This window comes from Bacillus sp. MBGLi79, assembly GCF_002953915.1.
Genome location: NZ_CP026521.1, coordinates 2,956,087 through 2,973,262, shown reverse-complemented (window position 1 = coordinate 2,973,262; position 17,176 = coordinate 2,956,087). Strand labels below are relative to the sequence as shown.

Here is a 17,176-nt window from a genome sequence, read left to right as displayed (position 1 = left end):
AGAAAGACAACCTATGATTAACAGAAACTGGATACTTCATGGTCGGGATAATCCTCAACACTGGGGAAAAGCGGACGTCTTGAGACTTCTAAATACTTTAGCCACGATACAGTTTATAAAAACAATGAAATTTAAAGAAGTGGAAAAAGTGTAAATGTGTGTTTCATTTAACTCTACACCTGCTTAGGAGCTCTAGGTTGAGCTGAGGGCTGATAAAGGGACGTCCTATTTAGCACTTGTAACGCCATTAAATTTTTAGTGGCGTTTTAATATTTGAAAGGAGGTGAACAACATGCCAAGAGAATTGGTAAACGCAAAAATCACACATGTTTCTTATGTAGACAAGGCTGCTAATCAAAAGCAGTTCTTTTTTATGAAATCGGAAAAACAGCCGGACTTTCAGAAGGAAGTCAAAGTCCTTGCAAAAGAGGCAGATGAGCAAAAACTTGTTTACGGTATCGTGTATGAACCTGATACAGTGGACGCTCACGGAGATTTCATGACAGCGGTAGAAATAGAAAAGGCCGCTCATGGCTTCCTGAAAGATGCCCGTGAAATTGATAAGCAACATGATTTTCAAGGTGGTGTTGGCGAGGTGGTAGAATCCTATGTTGCACCTGCTGACTTTGAAATGAATGGGGAAACCATTAAAAAGGGTTCATGGGTACTTGTCACAAAGGCTTCTGATGAAGTATGGGAGCAAATCAAAAAAGGCGAAATTACAGGTTATTCAATGGCAGGGACTGCTGAGACAATTGAAAAACAAGAAGAAAAGCCCGTTTCTCAAGATAAAACAGATGAGAAAGGGCTTTTTAATTTGCTCAAAAACTTTTTAATAGGTAAACAACAGCAATCATATGAAGAGCCAGTTGAAAAGGCGGGCAGAAAGTTTTCCGCTTCAAACCTACAAGAAATTAAAAATGCTCATACTGCTCTCGGTAACTTGCTGAGTCAGGTTGAGACAGAAGAGGAGGAAAAAGAAATGACTTCGGAGGAAGTAACGAAATCAATTCAAGAAGCATTGCAGCCGATTGAAAAGCGGCTCGCAGAATTAGAAAAAGAAGATACTAAAAACAAAGATAAAGAAAAAACAGAAGAAGAGATTGAAAAAGAGGGCGAGAAGTTGAAAAAAGCAATTTCAGATGCTGTTCAACCGCTCGCTGATCGTATTGAAGCTATCGAAAAAAGCCGCGGAACATCTAAGCAAACTGAAGAATTGGGTTCTGAACATGTTCAAAAATCGATCTGGTCAGGGTTGTTTTAATGTATAAGGAGGATAAGAATGAGAAATCAAGAGGTTATTAATAAAGCAGAAATGACGCTTTCTACTTTAGAGAGCGGCGGGATTATGAATCCTACTCAGGCTTCAACTTTTATTCGAATGGTACAAGATACGCCAACCATTTTAAGAGATGCGCGAGTTATTCAAATGGATCATGACACACAGAAAATCGAGAAGATCGGTTTTGGTCAGCGAATTTTAAGGGCAGCCCAAGAGGGAGTGGCGCTAACTAAGGATCAAAAGTCAGTTCCATCAACTAGTACAGTTAACTTAAGCACAAAAGAAGTAATTGCTGAAGTTAACATCACTTATGACACACTTGAAAACAACATCGAAAAAGATGGACTTCAAAATACAATCATGCAAATGATAGCTGAGCGTGCTGCGGTTGATATTGAAGAGTTGCTAGTAAACGGAGATACCAGTTCGTCAGATTCATACTTAGCTCAGCTTGACGGTATCCGTAAACAAGCTACATCTCATATTGTCGATGCTGCAGGTGAGGAACTGACACGCCAAACGTTCAAGCGAGGATACAAAGCTGTACCTTCTAAATATTTGCGAATTCCACAGGAGTTCCGCTTCTATACATCGCCTGGTATTGAGGTTGAATGGAAAGATCGTGTAGCTGACCGTCAAACAAATTTAGGGGATGCAGCTGTTCAAGGTGGCCTTTCATCTGCTTTTGGTGTTCCGATCAAAGGTATTGCAAATTTACAGCCTTATACGATTGGAGAGGGAGATACTGCAGCCGATGTTTCTGATATCATCCTAACTCATCCGAAGAATATTATTCTCGGATTCTCTCGTAACATTCGAATTGAAGTAGATAAGGACATTCGTCGCCGTATGTTTATCATTGTTCTGACAGCGAAATTGGATAGTGTTTTTGAAGAAGAGGACGCCGTAGCCAAGATCGTGAAAGTGAAGGAGTAGGTGGTCTGGCGTGTATACTGCAAAGCTTATTAAAGGCAAAACGTACAATGTTATGGGAATAACCTTTCGAGCAGGTGTCAGTCAAACAGTATCGAAAAAGCTCTATGAGTATTTAAATGAAAATCCATATTTTGTGCTGGTTAAAGATCTTAAGAATCAAAAAGATGATCCGATAAATTATACTGAATCGGAATTGAAAGGTATGAATAAAGTAGAGCATGAATCCATTATTTCTAATCTTGGTGGCAATCCGTCTGACTTCAAAAACGCAGATGAAAGAATTGCCTACATCCTTAACGAAATAGATAACAAAGGGGAGTGACCTATGCTGTTAATCACTCCCGATGAATTAAAGAGTTATTCAGTTTTTGAGTCTGTAAAGACCAGACCTGACGAGTTGTTAAAACAGGATATCCTTGAGGCAACTGCCGATATCATTCTTAAAGTTGGACATAATTTTTCAGATGCAGAGTATATTCCTTTGCCTGAAACGGTTCGACTGGCCCTATTAAAGTTGTCTCAGTTTTATGCTCTTATAAATGGCGACGAGTCAATTATTAAAGGGTATACAACTGAAAAAATTGGTGACTATTCTTATACTCTAGGGGATGGCAGTTCTCTTCAAAAACCTGATGTGTATGCATTAATAAAAGATTATGTGAAACCGGCTGACCCTGATTTAGAAGGGATTGAAGCGAAAGTGCGGATGAGATCAATATGAGTTATCGGTCTTTACTGACTCACAGATGCGACATTTACCATCTACAGGAGAAAAAAGAAAATAGAAAGCAAAAATTCGGGATGCCGGTTGAAGATGTTCAACCGGTTTTTTCGTACCCTGATGAGCCAGACATAGAAAATCAGCCGTGTTATTTTACAGAAAAGAGTCAGTCCATTATCCAACAGGAGCCAAATGTAGCTGTTTATCAATCGTTCCTTGTGCATTTCCCTGCTAATGCTGATATTCGAGTAAATGACAGGGTGGTTTGGGATGGTACTGCTTATAAATTACAGAAGCCCCGCAAAATAAAGAATCATCATTGGGAAGTTACGGCAGTACGGGAGGTTGAATATCTGTGAAGATTAAAGGTCTTGATCAGTTCATTCAATCATTAAACCGTGCTTCTCGTGGAGGATTGAAAGGGAAATACGAGGAGTGGCTTGAAGCTATGGGTTTTGAGTTCCTAGACATTATCCAAGATGAAATTATCAGGACAAAGACCGTAGACACACGCCGCTTGCTTAATTCCTTTCAGAGAGGTGACCAGGATAATATCTTTTCAATGACAAAAGGCAGCTTAAAGTTGGATGTTGGAACAAATCTGGAATACGCCTCATACGTCAATGACGGGCACTTTACTATCGATCCGTCTAAAAATCAGGATAGACGGTGGGTCCCGGGGCGTTGGAAAGGCGACCGTTTCGAATATGACCCTGCCGAAAGAAATTCCGGTATGCTACTGAAGTTCCAATGGATCGACGGTTCTGGCTTTTGGGATAACGCCATGGCTATATTTCAGTTGATGTTTGAGAGAAGCCTAGAGCGGAAGCTGCAGCAATGGATTGATGAAGAATTTTAAGGCGGTGTTGCCATGAATCAAGAGGTAGGTTCAATTATGGGCTATCTATACAAACTGTATCCTGTTCAAGTGTATGAAGAAGAAATACCGCAGGACTTTGCTGTTCCGTCTCTTTACTTTCCACCGGCTTCCACGGTCGATGGGACGGACACAGTATCTACGTTTCAGAAAGCCTATGTTTTAAACGTGAAACTATTTCACGAGAACGCACAGAAGGCTCATAACGAAGCGGAACGAATTGCGGATACACTTAGAAGCAGAAGGGGCATAATTCCGCTTATACAAGAATCTGGCGAGGATACGGGGGATTTTATTCGCCTATCTCGAATAGAAACGCGGGTATCAGATGATTACGCGACCATTGTCTTAAACTGGACGAGCCGCTATTGGTATGAGCGGGAAGAACAGCGTTCAATGGATGGTTTTAAATTTAAAAGTGGGGTGAAATGATGGCCACTAAAAAAGAGAAAGCAGAAAATGCTTTTTATATTAAGGATTTGCGAGAGCACAGTCGAGAGCTCTTTGGGGTAAAACCCGAGGTGTTTGACGGTGCTCTTTTTCATGTTCATAAAACAAGTATTACAAAATCGGAAGCGAAGAAGTTGATTACTCAGTTTCTTCAAAAGGAGGTCAAATAGATGAATGGCGGAACATTCACACCCGGCAAGGAAAAAGAGCGTGCCGGTATTTACTTTAACTTTAAAACGACCGCGGAAAACCGAGTTTCTGCCGGAGAACGAGGGACAGTTGCGCTGCCGATAGCATCCAGCTGGGGTGAAGTTAAGAAATTCATTTCTATCTCTTCAATCGAGGACTTGAATAAAAAAGTAGGATTAAATATCGATGATCCGTCTCTTTTGCTTTTACGTGAGGCGATGAAAAAGGCAAGTACAGTCTTGCTTTATCGTCTGACGGAAGGTCTTCGTGCTTCAGCAGACATTAGTGAAGGTGTAAAAGCTACTGCTCTTTATGGCGGCACTAAAGGAAATGACATCATTATCAGCATCACGGAGAACGTTATTGACTCTTCGAAAGTTGATGTCACTACCTACCTTGATCAGTCAGAAGTTGATAAACAAACAGTTTCTAAAGCTGAAGAGCTTAAACCAAATAACTATGTCACGTTTACAGGGAAAGGGGATTTAACAGTCACTATTCCGTTAACCGGTACGGCCCCTGAAGACGTTAGCGGGGCTCTTCCGGCATCTTCCGGAATCCGCTTGTTAGGCGGAACAGACAAAACACCGACCAATGCTGATTATACAGCTTTCTTGGAAGCGGCTGAAACGGAATACTTTGACACAATCGCTTTACCTGTAGAGGATAACGAGCAATTAAAAGCAACGTTTGTTGCGTTTATCAAACGGCTGAGAGACAACCAAGGGCAAAAGGTTCAAGGTGTTCTATCAAATTATAAGGGAGACCATGAGGGTATTATCAATGTAACTGGTGGTGTCCTACTTGAAGATGGAACGGAAATCACTCCTGAAAAAGCTACTGCTTGGGTTGCAGGCGCAAGTGCTGGGGCTACATTTAATCAATCACTTACATTTGTAGAATACGAGGGAGCTGTAGATGTCCTTAACCGAATTGACAACGACGAAATCGTTGAACGATTGTCAAATGGGGAATTCTTGTTTACTTATGATTCTCGTGATAAATCAGTATCGGTTGAAAAGGACATTAATTCACTCACAAGCCTAACAGCAGAGAAAAATAAGATGTTCCAGAAAAACAAAATTGTCCGTGTACTTGATGCAATCAATAACGATCTGACAACTCAACTGAAAGCATTGATCAAGTCTCGAAAAGCGAGTGGCAGTGATGTTCCCGCTACAAATGACGGACTGCAGTTTGTAAAAACGCTAATTACTCAATACTTGAGTGTTCTTCAAGATAACGGGGGCATTACTGATTTTGATTCAGAGAATGACATTACAATTGCTCTGAATAGCGATCGTGACGGTTTCCTAATTGACCTTGCTGTGCAACCGGTAGATGCAGCTGAAAAATTCTATTTTAATGTTGAGGTGAAATAAGAATGGCATTAAAAGCGCAAAACACTATTTCCGGTAAAGAGGGCAGGCTGTTTCTTGATGGAGAAGAAATGGCCCATATCAAAACATTTGAAGCCAATGTGGAGAAAAATAAATCCGAGGTCAATATCATGGGCCGTCGGATGACGGGGCACAAAACGACTGGAGCAAATGGAACGGGAACAGCCACCTTTTATAAAGTGACTTCTCAATTTGTTCTTATTATGATGGATTATGTCAAAAAGGGAAGTGATCCTTACTTCACCTTACAAGCTGTTCTGGATGACGCCTCTTCAGGCCGCGGCACTGAACGTGTCACTTTGTATGATGTGAACTTTGACTCTGCGAAAATCGCTGGGCTTGATGTTGATTCAGAAGCATTAGAGGAAGAAGTACCGTTTACCTTTGAGGACTTTGATGTTCCTGAGCAGTTGAAATCAACATTTTAAACATATCGAATTCGTTACTTTTTTTATCAGTTTTCGGTTTACAACGTAACCATGGCCAATGTATACTGAATATATACTTTACGTGAGTAAACTATGTTATTACTAACGTAAAAAGACATATTTGAGATTAACACACCAGATTTTTGCTTAAAATAAAAATACCGGAGTGCGCCAACACTCCGGCCTGTACAAATCCTGGTTTCCATAACTGTGATGTGCGTTAGACTTACCCTAGAAGTTTCTCAGGCCTCAGGGTTTTAGTTCTGATTCTGATTGTTATCATTTTTGATCATGATCATTACGGTAACCATCTGAATCATTAAACTTAAAGTTTCATATGTTGTCATTAGCGCACCCCCTTTCTTAGGGGATTTAGTCAGACAAATGTACAGGTATAATTATACACTAGACAACCATATTGTGGTTGTCTTTTTTTGTTTTCTATAAAAAAATTCAAAGGAGCTAATGAAACATGAGTGAAAAACAAAACGAAAAAGTGTATGATCTTTCATTCTTTATGCCGGGACAAACAATTGAAGCTGAGGAAGTGAAAGTACCGATTTCTAAACGGTTTGTAGACAAAGAAGGCAATGTTGTTCCATTCATTTTCAAAGCGATCACGACTGAACGAATTGACGAACTTGAGAAAGAGAATACGACTTACAAGAATGTAAAAGGCCGCGGCCGTGTGAAGGAATTGGACAGCCAACGCTTTTATGCTCGTATTGCGGTTGAAACGACTGTTTACCCGAACTTTAAAGCTAAGGAACTACGTGAGGCTTACAAAACAGAAGATCCAGTGGAAGTCGCCAAACGTGTTCTTTCAGTCGGCGGTGAGTATGCCAACTGGCTAAACAAAGCAATTGAAATCAATGGATTTGATGATGATCTCGAAGACCTTGAAGAAGCGGCAAAAAACTAGTAAAGGACGGGGACAAAGAGGCTGTATATCTTTATTACGCGATGCATGAGCTCAAATACGCCCCGTCAGAATTAAGAGAACTATATGAGGCTCCGAAAGAATTCAAGGCGCTCTTATATGGGTTAATCGGTTATAAGCTTGAGCTGTTAGAAAAAGAAGCGAAGAAGGGAGGTAATTAACTATGGCTAAACTAACAGCCACGTTTGAATTACATGATAAGATTTCCCGCAAGCTTCGAATGATACAAGGCAATGCTGAAAGACTTAAGAGGGCCGCTAATGGCCCTCTTATTTTTGAGGCTGAAGACCGGACTGAGAGAGTTATGCGGCGGATTGACCGATCGGCCAACCGTTTGACCGGACGGGCTCGATCGCTTGAAGTGGATTTAGATGATCGAGTTTCGAATGGCTTACATTCTATACGTCAGCAAGCTGAGGATCTTACCGAGGGCAGCCATGAGGTGACAGTTTCCGTAAATGATCAAGCTACACCACGTTTTCGTTTGATCCGTGGAGGTCTCTCTGATTTGAATCGCTCGCACGCTGAGCCAACTGTTTCAGTTCGTGATCATGCTTCAAACCAATTAGATGAGATCCGTCGTCATGTGTCCGATGTAGACGGCGAACATGCTGAGCCAACTGTTTCTATTAAGGATAGAGCTTCAGCGGCTCTGGATGCAATTGAAGCGAAAATAGACAGCTTGAAGGATGCTACCATTACTCTGGCAGTTGCAGGCGGTTTTTCTGCAGGTTCAATTATGGGTTCTGGTAAGAGTACAATGTCTCAGGATGCTTACGTGTCAGCAACTTCAAACGTTAATAAGAAAGATGTTGCAAGAATGACGGATCAGATCTATTTCAACAATAAAGCGGGCAGTTCTCGTGAAGAAGTCAGTTTATCTTTGAGAAACTTATCACAACAGACAGGGGCGTCTAAAAAAGCTCTGGCTGATTTGACTGAGTCGTCAAGTAAGATTGCCCAGCTTATGAATGCTGATCAGGCAGAGGTAGATCGTGCTTTTAGTTCGATGTATAACAACTTGAAATTGTCTGGGAAACAAAGCGGAGACTTAATTGCTTATGTATATCGGAATGCAGGTGACCAAGCTGACGATTTATTGGACACGATGAATGAATACAGTTCCACCTTTAAAGACTTGAAGCTCACAGGCGGCCAAATTGCAAACGCCATGATAAAAGGAACAAAGGGTGGCGCCAGAAACTTCGATAACCTAGCCGATAGTATGCGTGAGTTTAACATCCGCCGAACCGAAATGTCTGATAGCCAAGTGGACGCATTTAAAATGCTGTTCGGAGCCAAGGAAACTAAGAAAATGTTCAAGGGCTTCAAAGATGGTTCAATAAGCGGTGAGGAAAGTTTATTTAGGGTGGCAAAAGCCCTTTCTAAAGTGAAAGACAAAACAAAGCGGGCTGCCATTGCGACTGAGCTTATCGGTACACAATATGAAGACCTTAAGCAGCCGATTTTAGATATGGCTGAGGGTATTGGTACAAGTGCCAAAACAAGCGGTGAATTGGAACGAAGCTTTACGAAACTTCGGGATAATAACCCGATGACACCGGTTAATGATGCCATGAGAGATTTTGAAAGCATATCTAAGGATATGGGAACCTCTCTGCTAACTGGATTAGGGCCGGCCTTTGATAAAATCAGCTCGTTCATTAACAGTAAAGAAGGTCAGGAAAAGCTTAAAGAGATCAAAAAAGATATTGCCGATCTTGGTGAGGAGATAGGTGATAAGTTAAACGTAGCCATTGAGTGGAGCGTCAACCATTGGGATGATTTGAAAACAGCGATTAAAGTTGTGATCCCTTCTTTAATTGGGTTGATTGGTTATTTGAAAATACTACGTCCGCTGTTAAAAGGGATAGGTACTGTCGGAAGTGATGCAGCAGGCGTAATCCGAAAGTTAATTCCAAAACGTACTCCTAAAGCTGTCACTAATACGCAAAGTGAAAGGAGGAACAGAAACAGTAATCGTAATGCCAGCACAAGGAGCAGAGAATCCAAAACCGCCACAGGTCCAACGAGTTTACCTCGTAGCGGCAGCTTAACATGTTGCTGTTGTAGCGATGGGGGTAAAAATGATCGCATTCGTAGAAGACGAGGGAAAAGAGTTTTAGGTCGACGCGGTAATCCAAACCGAATGAACCCTTCTGACAGTTCAATTGCTGTGTCATCTGAACGGTTGGAGAGAAGGCGTTCCGGTAGAACTGTAGGTACTAATCCAACCAGAGATTCAAGATCAGCAATAACCACTACGAGATCGGAACTATACTCAGCAGGTAGAGCTGCAGGCGGTACATCGAAGTTCGGGAAAGTTTTAAGTCCTCTGAAAAGTGTTGGTAAGTTTACAAAGGGAGTTCCTCTATTAGGAACAGCGTTAGCGGTAACCGATTTAATTGGGATGAATAAAGACAATGTTGGTGAAAAAATTGGATCAGCTGGCGGTGGCCTTGCTGGAGCGGCTACAGGAGCAGCTATTGGCAGTGTTGTTCCAGGAGTGGGAACAGCTATTGGTGGATTAGTTGGCGGTATAGCAGGCACCATGGGCGGCTCAAGTTTAGGTAAGGCGTTTGATGGTTCAGAAGTAAAGAAGAAACTAAACAGTACATTATTTGATCAAAAATGGTGGTCTGAAAAATGGTCCGGCATTAAGAGTAATACGAAGACTTCTCTCAATGGGTTAAGTGATACATGGTCTCATGTAAAAGAAAAGGTGAAGTCTACTTTATTTAATAGTGAATGGTGGTCCGAGAAGTGGTCTGGTGTTAAAAGCTGGGCACAAGACAAATGGAATAGTGCATCATCTGTTTGGGAGTCCGTAAAGGGAAAAATAAAATCCACTTTATTTAGTGAGAAGTGGTGGTCAGGAAAGTGGGAAGGCGTAAAAGGTTGGGCTCAAAGTAAATGGGACAGCGCGTCTTCTGTTTGGCAATCTGTTAAAGGAAAACTGAAATCCACTTTATTTAGCGAGAAGTGGTGGTCAGGAAAATGGGAAAGTGTAAAAAGCTGGTCCAAAAATAAATGGGACAATGCTAAATCAATATGGAAAAGTGTTAAGAGTTCCATCTCAGAAACCCTTTTTAGTAAGAAGTGGTGGTCTGAAAAGTGGCAAAGTGTAAAGGAATTGGGAAGCAGTATTTTGGGCGGAGTAAAAGAAGTCGGTGGGAAAGTAGCTTCAAGTGCGAAAAAAACTGCTGGTAAAGCGTGGGGATATGTGAAGAGTGGCGTAAATTATTTATTTGGTACGGGAAATGAAAAGCCAAAGAAACATGCTACTGGTGGTTACATTACGAAGCCAACAATATCTTGGATTGGTGAAGCAGGTAAAGAGTTTGTTATTCCTGTTGAGAATAATAAAGGTCGCGGCAAAATGCTCCTTTCTCAAGCTGCTTCGAAATTAGGGATGAGTGTTGTTGATGATATAGCATCTGCTTCATCTGCAGGAGGTGAACCAGCAACTTCCCCGCTAGTCCGTAGTGCGGCGGTGACTGCTTCTGTATCTCCTATTATTGACACATCCAGTCTTGATGAACAAGCAACATCATTTGGTCAACAGTTCACGAAAGGTTTTGATCAAGGAATTGGAGATAATGTTGTTTCTATGGACGCTTGGAAACAGAAAAACGTTGGCCAGCCAATGAACAATTTAATCTCTTATTCTCCGAATTATGGAAAGCAAGTGGTTAATGGCTATGCTAAAGGTCAGAACAGTACCTCTACCGGTACAGATGGCTTCTTGCAGACGAAGGTTAAAACACCATTCCAGAACACCGTAAATAAATCCTCTTCATGGGGAAGTGGAACGATCAAAGGTTTTGCTTCCGGACAAAATAGCTCACAAACTGGTACTGATCAATACGTCAGCACTCATATTAACAAGCCGTTTATCCGCTCTAAAGAATCATCAAACGGCTGGGGAAGCGGTATGGTCGGTAATTTTGTTTCTGGTATGACTTCTAAGGCAAGTGAAGTCCATGAAGCTGCCAAGGAACTGGCGAAAAAAGTTGAGAAGGCATTTCGTGAAGAGCTTGATATTCATTCACCTTCCCGTGTCATGATGAGTCTCGGTCGTTTTGCCTCTATTGGTATTGTAAAAGGTCTGGATTCAGTTGATGTGAAAAAGTTTGCTGAAAAACAAGCAGGTGCACTAGCTGCTGCTTATTCCGGAATGGGGGCAGTAAGCGGAAATGTGAAGCAATGGCTTATGGCCGCTATCATGGCCACAAAGACACCAATGAGCTGGCTTCCAGGGCTAATGACAATTGCTCAGCATGAGTCAGGGGGTAATCCGAAGGCAATCAACTTATGGGATAGTAATGCGAAAGCAGGACATCCATCTCAGGGGCTCATGCAGACAATCCCAAGTACCTTCAACGCACACAAATTGCCGGGCATGAATAACATTCTTAACCCGATTCACAACGCTGCTGCTGCGATTGGCTATATCAAAAGCAGATATGGATCAATTAATAATGTACCAGGCATTAGAAGCATGAGACACGGAGGTCCATATGTTGGCTACGCTAACGGCGGACTGATTACAAAAGAACAAATTGCCCGTGTCGGTGAAGGAAACAAGCGGGAATGGATCATTCCAGAGGAGAGAGGCATCCGTGGACGTTATCTATTAGCCCAAGCAGCTAAGGCACTCGGAATGGAAGTCACAGACCCATCTCAAAAACGTCAAACTGAACTATCTTCCGGTCAGGTAACAGCAGCCACAACAGGCAGTCAGCAAACAACTGTTACAGCATCGGGAGGTAAAGAGGTTATTATTCAGTTTAATGGCGATCAGCATTTTCACAATGACCAAGACATGAACAGTCTTGTAGCTAAGTTTAAGCAGGCCCTTGTCGATGAGCTTGAACAGGATATCAACATTGGAACGAAGGGAGTCGTTGCTTTTGACTAAATCCGTATATGAATTCTGGTTTTCACAAGGGAAGGACAAGCTGCGGCTTCCTGTTCTTCCTGAACAAATTGATATATCCAACACAATTCAAAATGAATCAGTAAAAGTGGCCAGTTTTGGGGAAATCACTTTTATAGATAAACTGGGAGCGAAAGAGATTTCGTTCTCTTCTTTTTTTCCAAAGAAACACAGTCCACTTGCTGAGTATAAGGGATTTCCTTCTCCTGAAAATGCTATTGCAAAGATCGAGAAATGGGTGAAATCTAAAAAGCCGGTTCAATTCTTGATTACTGGAACGAAAATTAATTTTACTTGCAGTATCGATTTTTTTTCTTATAGCGAGGGCCAAAAAGATATAGGTGATCGTGATTATGAAATAAAGCTGAAGGAATACAAAACTGCTTCGCCGCGGAAGATCAAGCAGAAGAAAAAGACGAAGAAGAAACGGCCATCTAAATCAGCTCCTAAAACATACACCATTAAGAAAGGCGATACACTGTGGGACCTTGCCGCCAAATTTTATGGAGACAGCACAAAATGGCGCAAGATCTGGAACGTCAATAAAAAGGCTATGATCAAACGAAGCAAACGGAATATCAGACAGCCAGGACACTGGATCTTTCCTGGGCAAAAATTAAAGATACCGCAGTAAGCAGGTGATGACATGATAGAACTTTTCGTCATTAAAGAAACGGAATGGCTTGAGCTGGTAACAGAAAGTGTTTCTCTTGAGGGACAACGCTATCAGGCGCCGCGATCAATCACAGCAAAGATCATAACGAAACAAGGAACCCATTCATATTACAGCGTATCAGAAGGGGATACGGTTCTGTTTAAGTGGAAAGGGAAAGAGCTGTTTCGAGGTATTGTGTTTTCTCGCAATCCGGAAGAACATGGGCTGACCTTTACGGCTTATGACATGCTGCAATATCTGGTTAAGAACAAAGATGTTTATGTGTTCTCCAATAAGCGTGCAGACGAGATTATTAAGCGCCTGGCAAGAGATTTTCAAATTCCAACGACATCCATTGCAAATACAGGTTACACCATTAAATCATTAGTGTTTAAAGATGATACGAGCCTTTATGACATGATTCTGAAAGCCTTGAAACAAACGAAGAGCCAAACCGGAAGGAATTATCAATTATATTCGGCGAAGGGGAAGCTCGGCCTTCGCGCTTGGCCTGATCCGTCAGAAGTATGGGTGCTAGAATCGGGTGTGAACATTACTGGTTATCAATACAGCACTTCCATTAATGACACAGCCACAAGAGTAAAGCTGCGGCGTCAGAAAGACAATAAAACTTATACGGCTACCATAAGTGACAACACGGGTATCAGCAAATACGGCGTGCTTCAGTATGTTGAAACAATATCAGATAACATTAACCAAGCACAGCTTCAGCAGCGTGCGAAAGTTAAACAGGCACAGAAGAAAGGCGTCAAAAAAGAACTCAAAAGTATTCAAGCAATTGGGATTCCAGATCTTCAGAGCGGTTTGCCCGTCTATATTTCAATTCCGGAAGTCGGGGTTAAGAAAACATACTGGATTGATACAGATAAACACGAATTTAAAGGATCGACACACACGATGACCATTGATGTGGTTGAGAAAAATTCTATCCCTGATGGTGTTTCCTCATGAGATTAAGTGAAGCAATCAAACATTTGGCTGTCGGTGCAGTTGATTCTGAGTCACCAGTGGATATTATGCCGGCTGAAGTGGTTTCCGTTTCACCTATTGAAATAAAGCTTAATGAAAGTGACAAATTAATAATACCTGCCGATTTGATTATTGTTCCAAAGCGGCTGCGGGCCGGTGAAGAAGAAGCATTGAATACAGGTGAGCGTGTGATGATTGTCTCCTTAAAAGGCGGGCAATCATTTTTTATTCTCGACAAAATATAGGAGGTGTTTGGAATGGCTTTGTCTCCGGAAATCGAGTTTGAGGATATAGAGGATGACAGCGAGGTCATAGAGACCTCGCAAACCTACAAAATAGATTTTGAAAATGGCTGTATCACAAATGAAATTATCACAGGCCTTGAAGCGATTAAGCAGTTTGTATATCTGTCTCTCCATACTGAGCGATATGCATATTCTGTTTACAGTCATGACATTGGAAATGAGCTTCAAGACGTGCTGGCAGATAACGAAACAACAGACGCATATAAGAAAATGGAGATCCCTCGGCTGATAGAGGAAGCACTGATCTATGACGACCGAATTTCTGCTGTTACAGATTTTGAAATAGAAAAACAAGGCGAATCGTTCCGTGCCTCCTTTACAGTCGAGACTGACGAAGGAACATTGGAGATCGAGGAGGTGCTTGGCGAGGATGTTTGAAGATCAAACCTATGAAGCGATTATGGATCGAATGTTGAACAGCATTTCAGCGGACATTGATACAAGGGAAGGCAGCGTGATTTATAACGCGTTAGCTCCTGCAGCCGCAGAATTGGCCAAGTCTTATATTTGGCTCGATACTGTGCTGGAACTTGTCTTCTCAGACACAGCGCAAGGGGAATTTTTAGATCGACGGGCTACTGAAGCAGGCATTGAGCGGACTGCTGCCACAAAAGCAGTCAGGGCAGGGGAGTTTACTGAAGGCGTGACCATTCCTGTAGGGTCTCGCTTTTATGTTGATAATCTTTATTTTCAATACACAGCTGACGGGACGTTGGAGTGTGAAACAGCGGGGGAAGCAGGGAACGCAAACATATCCGGTCAGAATCTATTGTCATTAGACACTATACCTGGGCTTCAAAAAGCGATTGTGAAAGAGATTCTGATTCCTGGACGTGAAGAAGAGGATGATGACAGTTTAAGAGCTAGATATTTTACCCGCGTGCGTCGAGAAGCTGTCAGTGCCAATAAAGCACACTATAAACAATGGGCTGAAGAAGTAGACGGAGTGGGGAAGGCAAAGATCTTTCCGCTTTGGAACGGGGACGGCACAGTCAAAATTGTCGTGACTAATGCTAACTTGGAACCTGCTTCCGATATTTTGATTTCTAAGGTTAAAAACTATATTGATCCTGAACCCAGACAAGGTGAGGGACAAGCGCCAATAGGTGCCTTTGTCACAGTGGAGAGTGCGGTATGGAAAGAGGTTGAGATTTCAGCCGAGGTACTTCCCGAGGTCAATAGCTCTATCGAACAGGTAAAGCAAGAAATCGAATCAGGTGTTTTAAATCTCTTTAAAAAGATTGCTTTTGAAGATAACGTTATCCGTTTATCGCAGATTAATAATATCGTCTACAATTCACCTTCAGTAAGTGATTACGCAGATATTAAAATCAACGGCGTGGCCGAAAATTTGGTTCTGAGTGATGTCGAAATCCCTAAATTGGGGCAGGTGAACATCATTGAGCAAACTCGATGAAATGACTTCTTACCTGCCGCCGTTTCTTACCAAATTAAAGGAAATGGCTGAACTTCTTAAAGCGGAAGCTCCGGAATTTGAGAAGCAAAATAACAGTATCTTTGATCTGACAGATCAGCTGTTTGTTACTACGGCAACCTGGGGGCTTGAACGATGGGAAAAGATTTTGAACGTAATGCGGGAATCAGGTGACACCGATGAGATCCGCCGATTGCGTCTAATCTCTAAAATGTCCAACATACCCCCCGCAACATATAGGGCCATTGAACACGCGTTGAACCGGTTCCTGAAAAATCCGTCAGCTCAGGTTCGGCTGCTTCCCGGAGAGTACCGTTTTAATGTTGATATTGATATAGATGATATGCAGCATATGAGCGAGCTCATAGAAACATTGGAGAATATGAAGCCAGCTCATTTGGCATATACCTTGCGAGCTGCTTTGAATGAGCCACTCCAAATAAAAGATACTGTCATTTTGAATAACAGAAGGTATCGAAAAGCAAGTGAGCTAAAGGTAGGTTATTCCGTCACGCTCAATAATAACGAGGTGGTCCTTGTATGATTACACAGCTTTATAGAGAGCGTACAGCTGCAGATTTGAAAAATAGAATATCGAAAGTGCTGCTGAATGGAAATGAAACAGAAATTGTGGAACTCACCATTCAGGGTGCCGTTGTCACGGTGCTTACTCAACGAGAGGAAGACATCAAACATATTAAGAGTGTTCAGATACTTGATGATCAAAACAACGTGATTACGGAAAGAACAACAGATTTAGACGTTAGTAATAATAGAACGCTAGATTTTAGGATTACTTTTGAGGTGGTGTAACAATGGCTTATGATGCAAAAACAGATTGGCTCCCGGACGATCCGATTAATGAAGATGATGTGAACCGTTGGGAGAAAGGCATTCAAGATGCGCATAAAGATTTAGCTGTACATAAAAATGACATGAACAACCCTCACAATACAACAAAGGCGCAAATCGGGCTAGGGAACGTTGATAATGTACAGCAAGCTTCGAAAAAAGAATTTGAAGAGCATCGTAATGATTTACAACGGCACATTACACCAGTGGAACGGGAGAATTGGAATGCAAAAGAAACAATTGTCGGAGCTCAGGAAAAAGCGGATAAGGCTTTATCGGATGCAAAATATTACGTGGATACCAACTATAAAAATAACAATCTGACGTTAATTACTGGAGACAATGCTATTCAAGATGCAAGAACAGGAGGGGAAGAATATCCTTTAGGACTGACCTTAATGGACATTGGGCAGGGAAATACTACAGGCTACCCTTTGGGTTATGGCATTGTCAAAAATGAAAAATATAATAATTACCGTTTCACTCAATACTTTTACGGAACAGGGAATGAGTCTGGGACTTACTATGACAGTACAGGAGTTTGGATTAGACACTGGTGGAGTGGTTCAGGCTGGACTCCGTGGCAAAAGATATCAGGTTTTGCTCATGCGAATATTGGAACTACAGGTGTTCAGTATTTGAAAAAGATTGATCACACTAAAATTGCATTTAACAGGGTCATCAAGGATAGCCATAATGCTTTTGATACTAAAAACAATCGATTTATTGCTCCGAACGATGGAATGTACTTAATCGGGGCAAGTATATATACCTTAA

21 protein-coding genes are annotated in these 17,176 nt (G+C 41.8%); all 21 read left to right on the top strand.

What is annotated here, in order from left to right:
• Positions 1-292: 292 nt before the first annotated feature.
• Positions 293-1,264 (top strand): XkdF-like putative serine protease domain-containing protein, encoded by a 972-nt coding sequence (locus C1T29_RS15120; protein ID WP_103750545.1) that lies wholly within the window; start codon positions 293-295, stop codon positions 1,262-1,264.
• An 18-nt stretch (positions 1,265-1,282) separates the two neighbouring features.
• Positions 1,283-2,218 (top strand): phage major capsid protein, encoded by a 936-nt coding sequence (locus C1T29_RS15115; RefSeq protein WP_088679327.1) that lies wholly within the window; start codon positions 1,283-1,285, stop codon positions 2,216-2,218.
• A gap of 10 nt (positions 2,219-2,228) precedes the next feature.
• Positions 2,229-2,540 carry a YqbF domain-containing protein gene (locus tag C1T29_RS15110; protein ID WP_103750546.1) on the top strand — a complete coding sequence of 104 codons (312 nt, stop codon included), beginning with the start codon at positions 2,229-2,231 and terminating at the stop codon, positions 2,538-2,540.
• Positions 2,541-2,543: 3 nt separating this feature from the next.
• Complete coding sequence (locus tag C1T29_RS15105) at positions 2,544-2,939, top strand: protein YqbG (RefSeq protein WP_103750547.1); 396 nt, start codon at positions 2,544-2,546, stop codon at positions 2,937-2,939.
• Entirely contained in the window at positions 2,936-3,298 is a 363-nt protein-coding gene (locus C1T29_RS15100; RefSeq protein ID WP_103750548.1) for a YqbH/XkdH family protein, read from the top strand. Before C1T29_RS15105 ends, C1T29_RS15100 begins: the two co-directional genes overlap by 4 nt.
• The gene (locus tag C1T29_RS15095) at positions 3,295-3,798 is read left to right on the top strand and encodes an HK97 gp10 family phage protein (protein ID WP_044454998.1); all 504 of its coding nucleotides are present in this window, start codon (positions 3,295-3,297) and stop codon (positions 3,796-3,798) included. The genes C1T29_RS15100 and C1T29_RS15095 overlap by 4 nt, the downstream gene beginning before the upstream one ends.
• Positions 3,799-3,810: 12 nt before the next feature.
• The gene (locus tag C1T29_RS15090) at positions 3,811-4,248 is read left to right on the top strand and encodes a phage tail terminator family protein (RefSeq protein WP_017697472.1); all 438 of its coding nucleotides are present in this window, start codon (positions 3,811-3,813) and stop codon (positions 4,246-4,248) included.
• On the top strand, positions 4,245-4,436 hold the full coding sequence (locus tag C1T29_RS15085) for a YqzN/YkzM domain-containing protein (protein WP_033880532.1): 192 nt from the start codon (positions 4,245-4,247) through the stop codon (positions 4,434-4,436). Before C1T29_RS15090 ends, C1T29_RS15085 begins: the two co-directional genes overlap by 4 nt.
• On the top strand, positions 4,437-5,837 hold the full coding sequence (locus C1T29_RS15080; RefSeq protein ID WP_103750549.1) for a phage tail sheath family protein: 1,401 nt from the start codon (positions 4,437-4,439) through the stop codon (positions 5,835-5,837).
• A gap of 2 nt (positions 5,838-5,839) precedes the next feature.
• Complete coding sequence (locus C1T29_RS15075) at positions 5,840-6,283, top strand: phage tail tube protein (protein WP_003229930.1); 444 nt, start codon at positions 5,840-5,842, stop codon at positions 6,281-6,283.
• A gap of 472 nt (positions 6,284-6,755) precedes the next feature.
• Positions 6,756-7,205: a phage tail assembly chaperone gene (locus C1T29_RS15070; protein ID WP_032722171.1), complete on the top strand. Its 450-nt coding sequence runs from the start codon at positions 6,756-6,758 to the stop codon at positions 7,203-7,205.
• Positions 7,206-7,246: 41 nt separating this feature from the next.
• Positions 7,247-7,384 carry a hypothetical protein gene (locus C1T29_RS15065; protein ID WP_021480099.1) on the top strand — a complete coding sequence of 46 codons (138 nt, stop codon included), beginning with the start codon at positions 7,247-7,249 and terminating at the stop codon, positions 7,382-7,384.
• Positions 7,385-7,386: 2 nt separating this feature from the next.
• A complete protein-coding gene (locus C1T29_RS15060; protein ID WP_103750550.1) occupies positions 7,387-12,144 on the top strand; it encodes a phage tail tape measure protein in 4,758 nt (1,585 codons plus the stop codon).
• Positions 12,137-12,796, top strand: coding sequence for a LysM peptidoglycan-binding domain-containing protein (locus C1T29_RS15055; protein WP_103750551.1), 660 nt, complete (start codon positions 12,137-12,139; stop codon positions 12,794-12,796). The genes C1T29_RS15060 and C1T29_RS15055 overlap by 8 nt, the downstream gene beginning before the upstream one ends.
• Before the next feature lie 12 nt (positions 12,797-12,808).
• Positions 12,809-13,789 carry an XkdQ/YqbQ family protein gene (locus tag C1T29_RS15050; RefSeq protein ID WP_044454982.1) on the top strand — a complete coding sequence of 327 codons (981 nt, stop codon included), beginning with the start codon at positions 12,809-12,811 and terminating at the stop codon, positions 13,787-13,789.
• Positions 13,786-14,052: a DUF2577 family protein gene (locus C1T29_RS15045; protein WP_024122153.1), complete on the top strand. Its 267-nt coding sequence runs from the start codon at positions 13,786-13,788 to the stop codon at positions 14,050-14,052. The genes C1T29_RS15050 and C1T29_RS15045 overlap by 4 nt, the downstream gene beginning before the upstream one ends.
• A 12-nt stretch (positions 14,053-14,064) precedes the next feature.
• Complete coding sequence (locus tag C1T29_RS15040; protein WP_103750552.1) at positions 14,065-14,490, top strand: DUF2634 domain-containing protein; 426 nt, start codon at positions 14,065-14,067, stop codon at positions 14,488-14,490.
• A complete protein-coding gene (locus C1T29_RS15035; RefSeq protein WP_103750553.1) occupies positions 14,483-15,529 on the top strand; it encodes a baseplate J/gp47 family protein in 1,047 nt (348 codons plus the stop codon). Before C1T29_RS15040 ends, C1T29_RS15035 begins: the two co-directional genes overlap by 8 nt.
• Positions 15,513-16,091, top strand: a complete 579-nt coding sequence (locus C1T29_RS15030; protein ID WP_095432548.1) for a putative phage tail protein — start codon at positions 15,513-15,515, stop codon at positions 16,089-16,091. Before C1T29_RS15035 ends, C1T29_RS15030 begins: the two co-directional genes overlap by 17 nt.
• Complete coding sequence (locus tag C1T29_RS15025) at positions 16,088-16,360, top strand: hypothetical protein (protein ID WP_003229942.1); 273 nt, start codon at positions 16,088-16,090, stop codon at positions 16,358-16,360. The genes C1T29_RS15030 and C1T29_RS15025 overlap by 4 nt, the downstream gene beginning before the upstream one ends.
• 2 nt (positions 16,361-16,362) lie before the next feature.
• On the top strand, positions 16,363-17,176 hold an 814-nt coding region (locus C1T29_RS15020; RefSeq protein ID WP_208945491.1), incomplete at its 3' end, for a pyocin knob domain-containing protein.

Bases quoted from the DNA above. Each gene is read 5' to 3' on its own strand.
- C1T29_RS15025 (WP_003229942.1), top strand. From the start codon at position 16,088: ATGATTACACAGCTTTATAGAGAGCGTACAGCTGCAGATTTGAAAAAT.
- C1T29_RS15080 (WP_103750549.1), top strand. From the start codon at position 4,437: ATGAATGGCGGAACATTCACACCCGGCAAGGAAAAAGAGCGTGCCGGT.
- C1T29_RS15090 (WP_017697472.1), top strand. From the start codon at position 3,811: ATGAATCAAGAGGTAGGTTCAATTATGGGCTATCTATACAAACTGTAT.
- C1T29_RS15050 (WP_044454982.1), top strand. From the start codon at position 12,809: ATGATAGAACTTTTCGTCATTAAAGAAACGGAATGGCTTGAGCTGGTA.
- C1T29_RS15105 (WP_103750547.1), top strand. From the start codon at position 2,544: ATGCTGTTAATCACTCCCGATGAATTAAAGAGTTATTCAGTTTTTGAG.
- C1T29_RS15100 (WP_103750548.1), top strand. From the start codon at position 2,936: ATGAGTTATCGGTCTTTACTGACTCACAGATGCGACATTTACCATCTA.
- C1T29_RS15035 (WP_103750553.1), top strand. From the start codon at position 14,483: ATGTTTGAAGATCAAACCTATGAAGCGATTATGGATCGAATGTTGAAC.
- C1T29_RS15120 (WP_103750545.1), top strand. From the start codon at position 293: ATGCCAAGAGAATTGGTAAACGCAAAAATCACACATGTTTCTTATGTA.
- C1T29_RS15115 (WP_088679327.1), top strand. From the start codon at position 1,283: ATGAGAAATCAAGAGGTTATTAATAAAGCAGAAATGACGCTTTCTACT.
- C1T29_RS15070 (WP_032722171.1), top strand. From the start codon at position 6,756: ATGAGTGAAAAACAAAACGAAAAAGTGTATGATCTTTCATTCTTTATG.
- C1T29_RS15085 (WP_033880532.1), top strand. From the start codon at position 4,245: ATGATGGCCACTAAAAAAGAGAAAGCAGAAAATGCTTTTTATATTAAG.
- C1T29_RS15060 (WP_103750550.1), top strand. From the start codon at position 7,387: ATGGCTAAACTAACAGCCACGTTTGAATTACATGATAAGATTTCCCGC.
- C1T29_RS15075 (WP_003229930.1), top strand. From the start codon at position 5,840: ATGGCATTAAAAGCGCAAAACACTATTTCCGGTAAAGAGGGCAGGCTG.
- C1T29_RS15045 (WP_024122153.1), top strand. From the start codon at position 13,786: ATGAGATTAAGTGAAGCAATCAAACATTTGGCTGTCGGTGCAGTTGAT.
- C1T29_RS15040 (WP_103750552.1), top strand. From the start codon at position 14,065: ATGGCTTTGTCTCCGGAAATCGAGTTTGAGGATATAGAGGATGACAGC.
- C1T29_RS15065 (WP_021480099.1), top strand. From the start codon at position 7,247: ATGCATGAGCTCAAATACGCCCCGTCAGAATTAAGAGAACTATATGAG.